This window comes from Streptomyces sp. ISL-43, assembly GCF_018614195.1.
Classification (GTDB): domain Bacteria; phylum Actinomycetota; class Actinomycetes; order Streptomycetales; family Streptomycetaceae; genus Streptomyces.
Map to the genome: position 1 here is coordinate 126340 of NZ_JAGGOT010000034.1, position 14067 is coordinate 140406.

General features: G+C 66.0%; 12 protein-coding genes and 1 pseudogene. 7 read left to right on the top strand and 6 right to left on the bottom strand.

Annotation, left to right across the window (positions count from 1 at the left end):
• Nucleotides 1-7: 7 nt before the first annotated feature.
• From J7F03_RS20375 to J7F03_RS20385, 3 genes are read right to left on the bottom strand one after another with little or no spacing between them, the layout of a single operon-like run.
• On the bottom strand, nucleotides 8-469 hold the full coding sequence (locus tag J7F03_RS20375; protein WP_214951402.1) for a DUF5949 family protein: 462 nt from the start codon (nucleotides 467-469) through the stop codon (nucleotides 8-10).
• Nucleotides 463-885, bottom strand: coding sequence for an ATP-binding protein (locus J7F03_RS20380; RefSeq protein ID WP_214951404.1), 423 nt, complete (start codon nucleotides 883-885; stop codon nucleotides 463-465). Before J7F03_RS20380 ends, J7F03_RS20375 begins: the two co-directional genes overlap by 7 nt.
• 7 nt (nucleotides 886-892) lie before the next feature.
• Nucleotides 893-1333, bottom strand: coding sequence for a hypothetical protein (locus J7F03_RS20385; protein WP_214951406.1), 441 nt, complete (start codon nucleotides 1331-1333; stop codon nucleotides 893-895).
• A 155-nt stretch (nucleotides 1334-1488) separates the two neighbouring features.
• Here J7F03_RS20385 and J7F03_RS20390 point away from each other — a divergent pair, with 155 nt between their 5' ends.
• Genes J7F03_RS20390 through J7F03_RS20400 form a run of 3 tightly spaced genes read left to right on the top strand, consistent with a single transcriptional unit; the run spans nucleotide 1489 to nucleotide 4019 of the window.
• Nucleotides 1489-2592 carry a hypothetical protein gene (locus tag J7F03_RS20390; RefSeq protein ID WP_214951408.1) on the top strand — a complete coding sequence of 368 codons (1104 nt, stop codon included), beginning with the start codon at nucleotides 1489-1491 and terminating at the stop codon, nucleotides 2590-2592.
• Between the two features lie 16 nt (nucleotides 2593-2608).
• Nucleotides 2609-3277 (top strand): YdcF family protein, encoded by a 669-nt coding sequence (locus tag J7F03_RS20395; RefSeq protein ID WP_214951410.1) that lies wholly within the window; start codon nucleotides 2609-2611, stop codon nucleotides 3275-3277.
• The gene (locus J7F03_RS20400; protein WP_214951412.1) at nucleotides 3219-4019 is read left to right on the top strand and encodes a WbqC family protein; all 801 of its coding nucleotides are present in this window, start codon (nucleotides 3219-3221) and stop codon (nucleotides 4017-4019) included. Before J7F03_RS20395 ends, J7F03_RS20400 begins: the two co-directional genes overlap by 59 nt.
• A gap of 293 nt (nucleotides 4020-4312) precedes the next feature.
• On the opposite strand, the gene J7F03_RS20410 is transcribed toward J7F03_RS20400, so the two are convergent.
• Nucleotides 4313-7414, bottom strand: a complete 3102-nt coding sequence (locus J7F03_RS20410) for a tetratricopeptide repeat protein (protein WP_214951415.1) — start codon at nucleotides 7412-7414, stop codon at nucleotides 4313-4315.
• A gap of 975 nt (nucleotides 7415-8389) precedes the next feature.
• The gene (locus J7F03_RS20415; RefSeq protein ID WP_251072190.1) at nucleotides 8390-9370 is read right to left on the bottom strand and encodes an endonuclease/exonuclease/phosphatase family protein; all 981 of its coding nucleotides are present in this window, start codon (nucleotides 9368-9370) and stop codon (nucleotides 8390-8392) included.
• Nucleotides 9371-9878: 508 nt separating this feature from the next.
• On the opposite strand from J7F03_RS20415, the gene J7F03_RS20420 reads away from it, so the two are divergent.
• Together J7F03_RS20420 and J7F03_RS20425 are read left to right on the top strand one after the other, a co-directional pair.
• Nucleotides 9879-10697: an uL30 family ribosomal protein gene (locus J7F03_RS20420; RefSeq protein ID WP_214951417.1), complete on the top strand. Its 819-nt coding sequence runs from the start codon at nucleotides 9879-9881 to the stop codon at nucleotides 10695-10697.
• A gap of 422 nt (nucleotides 10698-11119) precedes the next feature.
• Nucleotides 11120-11599 carry a hypothetical protein gene (locus tag J7F03_RS20425; RefSeq protein ID WP_214951419.1) on the top strand — a complete coding sequence of 160 codons (480 nt, stop codon included), beginning with the start codon at nucleotides 11120-11122 and terminating at the stop codon, nucleotides 11597-11599.
• Between the two features lie 47 nt (nucleotides 11600-11646).
• On the opposite strand, the gene J7F03_RS20430 is transcribed toward J7F03_RS20425, so the two are convergent.
• On the bottom strand, nucleotides 11647-11850 hold the full coding sequence (locus tag J7F03_RS20430; protein WP_251072191.1) for a hypothetical protein: 204 nt from the start codon (nucleotides 11848-11850) through the stop codon (nucleotides 11647-11649).
• A 138-nt stretch (nucleotides 11851-11988) separates the two neighbouring features.
• On the opposite strand from J7F03_RS20430, the gene J7F03_RS20435 reads away from it, so the two are divergent.
• The gene (locus tag J7F03_RS20435; RefSeq protein WP_214951421.1) at nucleotides 11989-12720 is read left to right on the top strand and encodes a hypothetical protein; all 732 of its coding nucleotides are present in this window, start codon (nucleotides 11989-11991) and stop codon (nucleotides 12718-12720) included.
• A pseudogene (locus J7F03_RS42695) lies at nucleotides 12701-13990 on the top strand (hypothetical protein); the annotation flags it as partial. The gene J7F03_RS20435 and the pseudogene J7F03_RS42695, both read left to right, overlap by 20 nt.
• Nucleotides 13991-14067 lie beyond the last annotated feature (77 nt).

Sequence of the window (14067 nt, forward strand, 5' to 3'; positions counted from 1 at the left end):
ACTGCTGTTAGGTCGTTCGGGCGAAGCCGAACAGCAGCCGGTCGGCGGTGATCCCGGCGTCGAGGTAGGCGTCAACTCGGACGGCGTCGGCGGACTGGGTGAGCGGATCCAGGCCGACGATCAGGACGGCCCGGCCGCTGTCCTGGACCAAGCGGGTCCACTGGGGGTGGGCCGGCAGTCGCAGGCCCCAGCGGGCCCCGGGGAACTTCAGAAGGGCCCGAGATCCGACGGTCACGAGGGTGCCCTGGGTGTCGGGTACCGAGTCCTGAGCCTGGGCGAGGCCGCCAAGGATCTCGGAGAGGAGCCGCATCCGAGCCTCGATCGCCTCGGGACTGTCGTGGCTGGTCCGGCCGATCCGATGGGCGAGAAGTATGTGGGCGACCTGGCGCCCGTCAGCGGCGGTGCCTGGCCAGGTCCAAGCACCGAGCGAGGACAGCAGCCCGGTGTCCACGACGGCGCGGGTCAGCACGCTCGGGCCTGTCCGCCTGGCTGGCCCGTCTTGAACAGCATCCAGACGATCTTGCCGCTGGGCCTGCGGTCCTCGACGCCCCAGCCGTCGGCGAGCACAGCGACGATCTGCAGACCCCGGCCGGCGATGTCGGTCTCGACCGCTTGTGTGATCTCGGGTTCGCGGCGGTGGCGCGGACGGCTGTCGTGCACTTCCAGGCGTACGGAATCGTCGTCGGCGTTCAGCTTCACCAGGAAGCCGTGGTCGTAGTCGCTGCCGTGGATCAGGGCGTTCGAGGCCAGCTCGGAGACGCAGAGCCGGATGTCCTCGGCGGGGCTGTGAAGGCCCCAGGAGGTCAGGGTCGTGATGGCGAAGTCCCGGGCGAGGCCGACCGACTCGGGCCGCGGATCGAAGAACTTCTGCTTCGCATCAGGCATCGGGGCCTCACGTCTCGGTGTTGAGGGCTGGGGTGGGGGCGGGGCCGAAGCGTCGGACCGGGGCCGGACCCGGTCCGGTCGGACCGTGGGCTGTCGGACGGCGACTGCCGGGTCCTCGGACCAGCAGCAGTCGGGCGCCCGCCTCGGCGATGCGGGCTTGCCTCGGGGCGGCTATGTCCTTGGGGCCCAGGTGGGAGGCGGCGGGCAGGACGACGCCGTAGGTGTCGGGCAGTTCCATGACGTCGATCAGGCCGGTGAACGCCGCCGATGGCCCGCTGCCGGTGTCTCGTTCGGTGAACACCCCCGAGAGCGTCAGCTCATGCTGGCGGCAGTACTCGGCCAGGGCCTCGTTCAGGGCCATCTGGCGGGCCGGGGAGACCCGGACCAGCCGCAGGTAGCCGTAAACGACCGGACCGCTGACGCCGCGATGCTCGGTGAGGGGTTCCATGTCCGTGTCCATCCAAAGGTCCGGCGGCTGGTGTCACCGCTCAGCCTGGACCTGCTCCAACGCTGCGGAAATGGCCGCCTGTTGTACTTGCGTTGCACTTGTGTCCCCCCGCCGGTGCGGGCCGTGCTTCGATGGCGGCAGGAAGGGAGCGACGTGTGGCGACCGTGCACCACTGGACCGGCCTGGAGGCCCGTGCCCTGCGTCTCGCGCTGCGGCTGAGCGTCCGATCATTCGCCGGCCATCTCGGCGTCGGCATCCGGACGATCTCCAAGTGGGAGAAGCTCCTGGCCGCGACCGAGCCCCGCCAGGACACCCAGGCGATCTTGGATACCGCCCTAGCCCGCGCGGATGCCGACGCCCACCTCCGCTTCGAGACGTTCCTGTCCGAAGCCGGCCGGACCACCCCTGCGACCAGTGCCCGCAGGGTGACCACCAGCGGACCGCTGGCCTGGGAGTGCGAGTCGTGGACCGACGATCTCGACCGGGCCGTGGTGGCCCTGTCCCGGCAGGATTTCACCTTCGCGGACAGTCTCATCCGCCGCTGGCTCGGCCGGTTCAAGCCGACCGCCCTCGATGACAAGGGCCTGTATCTGTTCGCCCGCTCAACCGCCCTGCTGGGTGATCTCCAGCGCGACCGGGGGGCCGTGATCGGTCCGCTGTCGGCCCAGCACTCCTATGCCTCGGCGAAGTCTCTGTTCGGGCAGTTGGACATTCCCCGCCGTGTTGCCCAGCTCGACCTGTCCCTCGCGGTGGTCGCGGAGATGTCGGGAAGGCTGGAGATCGCCGCCCAGCAGTACGAGTCCCTGGCCGTCGATGACCGGCTTTCCCGCCGTGATCGGGCCCGTGCCCGGCTGTGGGTGGGAACGGCCCTGAGCAAGGACGGCAACCACAGCTATGCCTCGCGCGTCATGCTCGCCGCGACCCGGGAGTTCGAGGATCTCGCCGAGCCCGAGGACTGGTCGGTGGCCCACCAGAAGCTCGCCCTCGCTCACCGCGGTGCCGGCGACCTGACGTCGGCCCTGCACTTCATCGGCGTCGCCCGCAGCACGGCCGCCACCGACGCGCCGATGCAGCGGGTCCGCCTGGAAACCGCCCACGGGCACATCCTGCTATCCGATCCCGCCACCCGCGATGATGGTCTTCACGTCCTCGACAAGGCGGCCAGACTGGCCGGGCAGTTCGGCCTCAGCCACCAGCTGGCCAGCATCGAGGGAATCAGGGCCATGAGCGAGGGGGCCGCCGGCCCCCGGCGACGGTGACCAGGGAGAAGATCGCGTGACGGACAACCAGCAGACGATCACCGAGGACCAGTGGCGCAAGGCCAAGCTGATCTGGGACTACCACCAGATGGGCCACGACCTGGCCCCGGTGGATGTCGCCATCGGACTGGGCAGCCACGACCTCGGAGTCGCCGCCGCCTCGGCCGACCTCTATCACGCCGGCCTCTTCCCGGTACTCGTGTTCACCGGTGGCAACAGCCCCACCACCCGGGCCCGCTTCCCCCGCGGGGAGGCCGTGCACTTCCGCGAGCACGCCCTCGAACTCGGCGTCCCCGACGACGCGATCCTCGTCGAGCCGAACGCCGCCAACACCGGCCAGAACGTCACCCTCAGCCGCGAGCTCCTGGCCGCGAATGGCATCACGCCGAAGACCGTCCTGCTGGTCTCCAAGCCGTATATGGAGAGGCGATCGTTCGCCACCGCCCGCAAGCTGTGGCCCGAGGTCGAGATCCTCTGTGCCTCGGAGCCGCTCGAGCTGGACGACTACCTCAAGAGCATCGGCGACGAGAAGCTTGTCCTCGACATGCTCGTTGGCGATCTCCAGCGGGTGATCGAGTATCCGAAGAACGGGTTCGCCATCGCCCAGGATGTCCCGGAGGACGTGCATGACGCGTACGAATCCCTCATCCGCGACGGCTTCACCAGCCGCCTCATCGGCTCCTGACCTCCCTGCGCCGGGCGGGCTGTGTGCCATCCACCAGCCCAACCTGTTCCCCCGGCTGACCACGCTGACCAAGCTGCTCGCGGCGGACTCCTGGATCGTCCTCGACGACGTCCAGTTCACCCGCCGCGACTACCAACACCGCACCCGCCTCGCCGTTCTGGGAGCCCAGCAGGCGCCAGCGTCGCGGTGGATGTCTATCCCCACCAACCTCCCCCAGGGCCGCCAGACAATCGTTCGAGACGCTCTGATCGCCGACCCCGACCTCGCTCGGCGCCGGACCATGGCCATGCTGAGGCAGTACTACGGAGCCAGCCCGCACTGGCCCGCCCTCGCCCAGTCCCTGGAGCCGGTGGCGGCCTCGTTCGGCAGCGGCCGGACCGCTGTCGTCGCCGAGACCTCCGCCCGGACCCTCCTGAGCCTCCTCGGCTGGAAGGGCCAGATCCTCCGCAGCAGCGACATAACCGTCCGGCCCGGCCGGTCCCAACGACTCGCCGACCTCGCCGCCGCCGTCGGCGCCCGCTCGTATCTGTGCGGAACCGGCGGCATGAAATACCTCGACTCGGCCCCGTTTACGGTCCAGGGTCTCGCCGTCATCCCGTTCCTGACCCCGCCCGATGGGATCTGGGGCTCCGGCCGCCAGGTCAGTGCCCTGTGGGCCCTGGCGACGCTCGGGCCAACCGCCCTGGCGGGGCGGCTGCGGGCCGTCGCCGCGGACCAGGCCGCGCTGGAGCCGGCCGCCTGAGCACGTTTCTCTGTACTTCCGCCGTCGCTGACGCCGAGGCCATCCAGCAGGATCTTGCCGGGATCATGGACCGCGCGCGGCGCCAGAGCCGCCGATATCGCCGCATCCAGCCCCGCCTGCGGGCGGTCTCGACTAGCTGCACGGCGCCGGACTGCGAGACCACCCCGCGACCACCGCCCTCGACGCGGACACGCGGGTATAACCCCATACGCTTCTTCATCGTCCCAGGTCAGAGGCGCGCTCCTCATTCTTTTGGTCACGCCTCGGACAGCCCCGCTCGTGAAAGCACGAGGCTAACTGGATCGTGGGGGGAGAGCGCCGGTGCTTGCAGGGGCCGGAAGCTTGATCTGCCAGGGTTTGGCGATGGTGCCGTCGCCCGCCCACCCGTAGTGCCGTAGTCGGTCAGCGTCTGCCGTTCGGCCGAGCTGCGTGAGTGCACGAACTGCGAGGGTGCGATCGTCGAGTCCGGCTGCGGCCGCGCGTAGGAGCCAGGTGAGTGCCTCGCCCCACCGGCCTGCGGCCGCAAGTGACTTGCCAGCCATGCGCAGAGCCTCGATGTCGCCGACAGCGGCAGCTCGCTCCAGCCAGGGAAGGGCTTCATCTAACTGGCCGGTGAGCGATAGATGGCTTGCTATCGCTCGAAAGGCTTCGGTGTCTCCGTATGACACCGCACGCCTGAACCACTCAAGGGCCTCCTGGGTGCGGCCGGAGCGCGCCAGATGGTCCGCGATTTGCCGCAGGACCAAGGAGCGGTCAGTGGCGAGCGAGCGTTCAGCCCATACGTTGACCTCTCGCATGCGGTCAGCTCTCAGCAGGATACTGACGGCCTCGTCCAGAGCGTCCACATCTCCCGCATTGACAGCCTTTTCCAGCCATATGAGGGCCTCGTCCATGCGGCCTGCGGCTTCGAGCAGACGGGCAGTCGCGCGAAGTGACGGTACGTCTCCGTCTGCGGCGGCACGCTCGAACCAGAGGAGGGCCTCGTCGACATAGCCGGCCTCTACAAGCAAGCGCGCTGCCGCGCGAAGCGCATGCCTTTCACCGTTTGTGCTCGCCTGTTGGAAACGCGCGAGTGCCTCCGTCGAACGGCCGGCTTCCAGCAGCCATTCGGCAGCCATCATGAGGGCGAGCGAGTCACCCCTTTCAGATGCCTTTTCGAACCAGGTGAGCGCCTCGTCGAGGCGCCGGGCGGCGGCGAGGAAGTCAGCAGCGGACCGGAGTGCACGGACGTCGCCGTTCGTGGCCGCACGTTCGAACCAGAAGAGGGCGTCGTCAATGCGGCCCGCAGCCGCAAGTTGATCACCGGCAGTGCGGAGCGCATCAGGATCGCCCGCCTGGGCAGCCCGTTCCAGCCACGTGAGGGCCTCGTCAACGTGGCCTGCATCACCCAGCAGCCAGCCCACCTCTCGTAGTGTCTTTGTATCCACACCTGCCGCGGCTGCGCGCTCGAACCACGGCAGTGCCTCGGCTATCCGCCCCGCGCGGGCTAGTCGTCCACCCCACGCCAGAAGCTCTTCGGGGCCAGAGGCGACCTGTGGATAGGTGAACGGTTGAACCGCAGAAGCTGTGGCGACTTGCAGAACCTCTTGTTCCTTCAGTCTCGCTGCTGCGCTGATCGCCTGGTCGTCTCCCGCGGCTATGGCGCGAGCGCACCATTCCAAAGCCTCATCTAAGCGGCCCTCGGCCGCAAGCCAGTGAGCTGCCGTGACGAACGCCTGCGTGGAGCCCGCATTCCCAATATCCTTGAACCACGACAGGGCGTCTTCTAGGCGCCCTGCTGCCGCGAGCTGGTTACCGGCCGTTTGGAGCGCGTCCCGGTCACCGGCCTGGGCCGCCCGCTGGAACCACACAAGGGCATCCTCCAGACGTCCGACGCGCGCCAGGTGGTTCGCCCAGCGTCTGCAGGCGCGGACGTCGCCCATCGAGGCTGCGAGCTCGTACCACGCGTCGGCTTCCTCTCCTCGCGCGAGACCCTCCAGCGCCTCGGCAACCTGCACATAGTCGCCGCTGTTTGCCCACAGGAGGCATGCCTTCTCGATAAGGCCTCGCCTTTCTGCCGACAGTGCCAGGCGGTGAACAGCCTCGTTGTCGCAGTGCTGGGCGACTGCTTGCCAAAACAGCGCTGGGACAGCGTCCAGGCGCCGTGACGAGCGTCCGTGGGCTTCGAGGAAGTCCGCAAGACGATAGGCCTGGCCGTTGCCAGCTGCTGTGGCTGTGGTGCCTCGTGGGCGCCGCTGGGCGTGAAGAGGCCCGCGCGCGCCTTTGACCGCATTGGTGAGCTGAGCCATGGACTGCTCAAGCCAGTTGTCCGATAGCAGATCCCACTCAGTGTCGGTCAGATACGCCTCAGCAGCGGCAGCAAGGAAAGGCAGCGGAAGACTGTTGGGGTGGCCGAGTCTGCGGGCGTCCATCGCTGCATCGAGCAGTGCCCTGGGTCCTGGTGGCGCCGTTTTGTAGATGCTCGTCAACTCAAAGCCGGCGGCAAGATATTGGGTGATCTTTCCGTCCTGGGCGGACCGTGCCGCGGCCGCCAGACGTGGGTCTTGGGAGCGCTTGATACCGGCGACTTCGAACGAATCAAATGCTGGCGGCACATGGAGGACTCTTCCAGCCAGCAACACCCGTGCCTGAGCGTGACGGTCCGCTGTACCGGGCGGCGGCGTGACACGCAGCTCCTCGAAGTAGCCCGCCCCCGGCCAGATTGTCCCCAGGACCAGGGTTGGAGCCCGGCTGGCATCACTGAGCAAGGTACGCAGACCAGCGGCGATGGGTTCTCCGTGCTGCGGGTGGAGAAGGTAGTGGTGTGCTTCGTTGAGCCAGACCACCGTTTTCGGGCCGACTCTGGAGAGGTCGGCAAGTGCGGCTTGAGGCCGTTCCGGGTCGATCGGATGCCACAACCTCCACTCATCTGGCAGCTGTTGCACGGCTTCAAAGCAAGCCCGGGTTTTTCCGGTCGATGACGTACCCACCAGCAGCACCAGTCGGCTTTGCCCTGCGGCGGACTCAGCAACAGTGTGATGCAGTTCCACGTCGTGGGCGCGTTCCACGTACGCGGGTAGCCCGGTCACACCGTCCATGGTGATGGCGTGGTGCACCTCCAGGTCGTACGGATCAAGGTCTTTGACGGGACGGCCCAGGCGTTCGGAGAGCTGAATCTGCGTCCAAAGAACAGCCGCTTGCTGCCCACCCTGCGCGCCGTCAGCTCCGTTCATCCGTGTAAGTACGGTGAACAGCGCGACCACGTCCGCCTGCTTGGCCGGCACGGTGGAGTCGCCGATCAGCCGATTGATCGTGTCTCGGGAGGGGCTGCCAGGGAGCGTTTCGTCGCCAGCCACTGCTGTTGCCATCTCGTCCAAGGTCGGCGCGCCAGCGGCGACGTAGGCCTCGTAGATCAAGGTCTTCAACGTGCGTAGTGGCCCCGGCGGCAGCATCGGCCGAGGTATCAGCCGCTTGGCCCCCGTGGGTCTGGCACCGCCCGACCCGACTCCTGTTCTGTCGCGCTTCATCGCACCATCGTGCCCATCACGGCACTCCGAACGCTGCTGAACTGCGCAAATTCCATGCAGCAGATAAGCGTTGATCGCACTTCATCGTGGACCAGGCCACCGCCTTGAAGGTGGAGAGCAAGCCGGCCGGCTGCCCGTAACCACGACAAGGTGAGGACACCACCATGCCTCGTACCACACGCCGCGACAGCCGCTCCCGCACCGAAGTGCGCCAAGTTGTCATCACCAGCCTCATCTCCACTCTCATGCGTTTCTTCCTCGACTGGTTTCGCGATCTGATCTGATGACGGACAGCCGGGACAGCTCGCTGGTCACGGAGAACAGGTCGCGAGGCCGACTGGATGGTCCGAGTCCTCGGCCACCCCTGACCCGATAGCCACGCGGCTCTCGCCTCACGCTGCGTCGAATAGAACGACTATCCGAATCCCCTGTGAGAGGGCCCCGGGCGAACGCACCGGGGCCCTCTCACAGCCCGCAGCGTTGGCCGGGTGGGTAGCTGCCGCCCTGGCGGTGGTCGCCCGTGGGACAGGCCAGCGGCGAGCTGGGCGAAGGAGAGTCGCTGTGTGATCCAGGAACCTGGCACCGCCGGCTGTGTCCGCGGGCTCTGGGCGTTAGGCGGAACGCAGGCTCCTCAGCTCACCGAACTGCCTCAAGGCCACTCTCACGGCCCGTGGCGCCAAGGCCGGGCACTGGACCGTGGTGAGAACACGCTGGAGCCTCACGATCGGCCAGCGGCAGCAGGACCACCCTGCGCCAGCTCGCCGCCGACTGCCCCAACGAGCCGATCCAGGGTCGAGCTGGCGCGGCAGAACACGCACAGCCCAAGGGCCAGCACAGCTCCCCACTGCGCTGGCCCTGCTGCTCCTACAAGTTGAACTTCGCCACCACGGGCGAGTGGTCGGACGGCTTGTCGTGGGGCGCGGCCGGCTGGGCCTCCACCACGTTCGGCAGCTTCTCGTTGCCGGTCGAGACCGATTCAAACTTGGCCAGTAGCGAGTGGCTGATCATGACGTGGTCGATTAGCTCGTGCTGGCCCTCGAAGATGCGGGAGAAGCCGCCCCGCTCCAGGATGTGCGGGGCCAGGTTCCACAGGCGGTTGGCGTCGCCCGGGTTGTCGGGGTGAGTGAAGCCGCCGGTGCCGATCTGCGAGCCGGGCGGGCCGTACAGGATTTGGGTGGTGGCGGCCTGCCACTCGTCGTTGAAGTCACCCAAGACGATCACGTTGCGGTTCTTACCGTCGCCCTGGAGCAGGTCGTCGGCCAGGCCACGCAGAGTGACGGCCTCGGCGGTGCGGCGGAAGAGCGCGTAAGCCTCATAGCGGGCGCGCAGGTGCTCGTCCTTCGTGCTGTGCTGCTTGTTTGGGAAGGTCAGCAGCTTTGACTTGAGGTGGCAGACGGCCACGTGGAGGCTCTGGCCGGGAGATGGCTCGACCCGGACGGCCAGACCGCCGCGCCCCATCTCGCTGGTGAGGGCGTCGTCGCCGTGGTCCTCGACCTGGATGGGGTGGAGGTGGTCCGGGAAGTCCTTGCGCTGCTTTACGTCGAGCAGGGGCAACCGGCTGATGACGCCGACTCGGATGCCGCGGGGGTCCGGGTGGTTCGACAGGGCGGTGTGCCAGGTGCCCGGCAGCTTGGCCACCAGGTCGTCCAGTGCCTCCTGGCTGCCGACCTCCTGCACGCCGAGCAGGTCCGGCCCGATCTCGGTGATGGCGCCGGCCAAGGCCTCGACCTTGGCGTCATAGGTCGCTTGGTCCTTGGCGGCGCACCGGTTGGGGTTCGGGGCGCTGCCGGGGGGCAGCGGTCGGCAGAAGTTCTCTACGTTCCAGGTCCCGATGATCAAGCTCATGGCTGCTCCCGTCGTCGTTGACCAGGTCGCGAAGTAGTCTTTCGGGCGCATCCGAACGGGCTCGAAACGCTGGGTAGACGCGCCTGCAGCTTCACTCATCGGCAGCAGTTGTCGGACGAGCTGCGGGACCGGTTACTCGCTCCAACATCACCATCACGGCCAGCGGCGATCCCGACTTCGCTCGGCGCCAGACCATGGCCATGCTGAGGCAGTACCACGTAGCCAGCCCGCACTGGCCCGCCCTCGCCCAGTCTCTGGAGCCGGTGGCGGCCTCGTTCGGCAGCGGCCGGACCGCGCGGGAGCCGGCGGAGGACCCGGGCAGCAGAAGTCACAGGGTCGTCACACGGTGAGTGTCAGCCTTCTCAGGGCGCTGGCCCACCTGGATGATGCTTGGATCATTTGGCGCTTCTCAACGCGCTAGCCCGCCCGACTCCGTGCCATCGTGGCCCGAGTACAGACGTAAATCGTTAGACAGGCGAACGATTAATTGATTTAATTGGGAGGCACCTTGACAGCAATCCGAAAGAAATCCGCACGCCTTTCTATTGGAGAAGCTAAACATGCTCGTCCGGATTGGCGATCTGAGATCGGACTATTTAAAGACTCGGTCATCGTTGAGCTGAAAAAGTCCGGGGAACACGGAATTCGAGCCGTGAAGGGGACTCTGCGGAGCATTGGCCTTAAGCGTGTAGGTGACGTGGTCGTGCTGGCCAATAATCGCCGAAACTTGGGCAAGATTCGACGAGTTAGGGAAAATGTCAAGATTGCGGATCCGGCTTCGCCTGCTATTCAGGCCAAGCTAAACCAAAGGAAAGCGGCAGTCATGGACATTCGCAACTATAGAAACGGTCAATACGTTGGCCGTATCGCTACATTCCAGACCACCAAAGAGTACGCCTCGCTTGAGCACTATGACGGCTACTCCATCTTGGCGTGGACCTCACCGGCTAGCTATCAGGCAATGCTTGCCATGGCCATGCGATTCTTGATCAATTCGGGCAGTGTGCACGTGTTTATCGGCTCGGACACCATCGATCCCGACCAGGAATTGGACGCGGAAACTGCCGAGTCAATCCTTCGCTCCGATGAGAGTATTGACTTTGTTCGAGTCAATGGCGGTCCTGAAGCGTTGTCCCTGCATGACGGGCTTGAGCACGAGGTCGGCCTATCGCTTCTCCTTCAACTGAGCTTCCTATTCAAAGATATTGACCAGAAGCGAATGCTTGAACTTCTCGAAGAGGCAGGATCTCCCCTCGTCCGCACCAGGGCTGACGACCTACTGCGGAATCTGCTGGTGCTAAAGAAGCCGTCAGGAGAAGAGCGATGACAACACCCTGTTCTCCGGAGGGTAAGCGGCGCGCCATCAAGGTACGTTCGAACCTAGATGGAGCGCAGTGTGTTGTGGGTGATGCCGGCGCCATCCATCACATTACAGTCTCTTCGACCTTCGATTTCCCGATTCGGATCTTCCTGTATTGGGAATGCCGTAGTAAAGCGGTTGAAAGACTCTCGCCGTTCACTGATCCGGTTGAGTTGGACGTCCATGGAGGGACCGCTCAGAATCAGGCTCCTCACGAGTGGACTCTTAGGAAGTCAAAGGGGGCGCTCCCAGGGCCAGCGCAGGTTACCGTGCGCGTGGGCTGGTATAAGCTTCTATCCGATGGCCCCAGAGGCAAGGAGACCTTACTCCGATCCCCTCTGATTTATAACCTTCGCGTCCAGTAGCGCTTATCGAATGCCAGGCCAGAGATGAAGTTCCTGACTCTTTGCTTCCCTTTCATCGCCTCCATTCTGCTTATTGGCATTAGTCCGGTAATCTGCGCGAAGATCAAAAGCTTCGAGCTGAAATATTATGAGGTAAAATTTACCGAACTTGGTCTTGCTGACCACACCGATGCTGAAACCAGTGAGAAAAGTATCGCGGAGTTCAGCCTCTACATGGTTGATGCGTACCAAATGGCTACGCTCACGCTGGTGCCAGTGATTGGGGTCGTGATTGCATTCGCTGACATCGGCCTAAGTCTGTGGGCAGCCCTTGCCTATATTGGTATGGCTTTCGTTGGCGTGTTTGGGTTCATCCGGATGCTTTCGGGGGATCCTGACCCGGAGCACTATTTTCGGGGTACCAGATGGCGGCGCGGAATCTACAGTCCTGTAGCCGTGTGGGGTGTTCTAGCCAACATTGGTGCGCTGGTCGCCGTTACTTGCATCTACTTCTTCGTGAAGTAGGTCTGAGCCTTTCGATAATCGGAGGGCTCTTTTTCTTCGACGTGCTGCTAGTCAACCAGACCCAGCAGTGCCAATAGCGGCGCAGTCGGCACCCGCCACGTCATGCCCACACGCAGCACCGGCACGGGGAACTCGCTGCGTCGGGCCAGCTCGAACGCTCGCGTCCGCCCTATGCCCAGCGCCTTGCCGGCCGTGACCAGGTCCGTGATGGCCGGTAGTCGCAGCAGCTCTTCTCGGGTCATGCCGTCCATGGGGCTCACCTCATCGGTGGTAGTGCTCTAGTTTGTGAGCGCATGAAGTCCCAACTTGTAACGAATGAAACGCTCTGGCTTGCGAGCGGGTGAAGGCGTACCGTGGAAGGCTCCAGCTGCGATCTACCGAGGTGACCCATGGAGCCCACGGCGTTGCCCCTGCGGGACGTGTTGGCCGCTGGCCTGAAGCAGGTCCGGCTGGCTCGCGTGCTTCGGCAGGAGGAAGCCGCTGCCCTCATTCGGCAGCAGGGCCTCACGTCGTGGATTCGGGGCACCGTGGCCCAGGCTGAGGTCGGCGCGCGGCGGTTCTCCATCGAGGAGCTGCTGCTGCTCGCCCTGGCGCTGGAGGTATCGCCAACCGACTTCATCAGGGGCTCAGACGACCAGCTCATTGAGCTGGCTCCAGGTGCCAACCTGACCGCTGCCGCCCTGCGGGCCCTGCTGTCGGGCGACCAGAAGGCCGTGCGGAAGCTGGCTCCACGGCCCGTGGATAGGCCGAGTCCCGTGCCGAGTGACCGATCCGAGCTGCTGGATGCGGCCCAGCGGTCCGGGCTGGCTGATCCAACCCTGGTCGAGCGGGCCATCACGGCCGTAAGCGACGCCGAGCGGCATGTCGCGCGCAAGGTCGGCACCTCGCCGGAGTGGGTCAATCTCGTGGCGCTGAACCGATGGGAGCGAACCTGGTCGGAGGAGCGTGACCGACGCCTGGCCGGACGGGCGGCTGAGGCCACGCCACGTCAACTCCAGGCATTGCGGGGCCATATCACCCGTGAGCTGCTGACCGAGCTGGAAGAAGATCTCAAGGCGGGGGCGAGCCAGGGCTCGGAAGAGCCCGAAAGCAGGGCACGCCATGAAGGGCACGACGTATAAGCGGTGCAAGTGTCCTGCCCGCTACAACCCAGCGGGCAGGCGACTGGCATGCACCAAGAAGCACGGCACCTGGTCCTATGTCGTAGATGTGCCGCTGTCGGACGAGGGCCGCCGTGAACACGGCCGTCAACAGATCACGCGCGGCGGCTTCGCCAGTCAGCGGGACGCGACCGACGAGCTGCACCAGGCGATCCGGCTGCTGGCCATCCCCGAGACGGACGACGACACCGGGCGATTGGCCATCCTGGAGACCATCCGTGCGCACTACCGCAGCTCCCAGCAACTGCCGGACTACGCCGACATCAAACGGCGGTTCGGGGCTGGGCTGTCGCTGACCTTGCGGCAGACGACCGGCGAGTGGCTGGACGAGTGGCTGGCGAGCAAGCGGAAGCTGGCCGCCAATACCCGCCGCTCGTACGCCGGGCACATCGAGCAGCGGCTGGGGCCGTACCTGGGCGACATCGACCTGGAGAAGCTGCGGGCGAGCCACATCCGCACCGCCTACGACACCATCCTGGCGACCAGCGCGGAGACGCCCCGGCCGGTCGGGCCGGTCACGCTGGCCCGGATCCACGCCACCCTGCGGGCGGCCCTCAATGCGGCTCGCAAGCAGCACCGCATCGTGGACAACCCGGCCCTGTTCGTGGAGCTTGACCCCACGCCTCGGCCCAAGCCGGTGCTGTGGACCCCGCAGCGCGTCACCGAGTGGCTGGCCACCGGCCGCCGCCCGACGGTGGCCGTCTGGCTGCCGCATCAGATCGCCGATTTCCTGCACCTCATCGCTGACGACCGGCTCTACGCCTACTACCACCTGCTCGTCTTCCGAGGACCGCGCCGTGGTGAGGGCATCGGACTGCCGTGGTCGGATGTGGACCTGGACGGCCGGACGCTGGTCATCTCCCAGCAGATCATTCAGGTGGGCTGGCAGACAGCCGTCACCCGGCCCAAGGACGACAGTGGCGGCGTCATCGCGCTCGACTCGGTGACCGTCGCGGCGCTCCGGGCACACCGCGTGCGGCAGCTGGCCGAACGCCTGGCCATGGGGCTGGCCTGGACCGACAGCCACCACGTCTTCACCACCGAGGAAGGCAAGCCGCTCCACCCCGACTACGTCAGTCGGCACTTCGTCCGGGTCATTAAGCGAGCCAACACCCTGCGGGTGGGCGATCGTGGTCCGGCCGTCGCTGACGTGCAGCACGCCCTGGGTCTGTCCGAGTCGGCCGTCTTCGATGACGAGCTGCGCCGGGCGGTGTTCGAGTTCCAGCGTGAGCACGGGCTAACGGCCAACGGCATCGTGAACCCGCAGACCTGGTACCGGCTCACCCCGGACGAGCCGCTGCGGCCGTA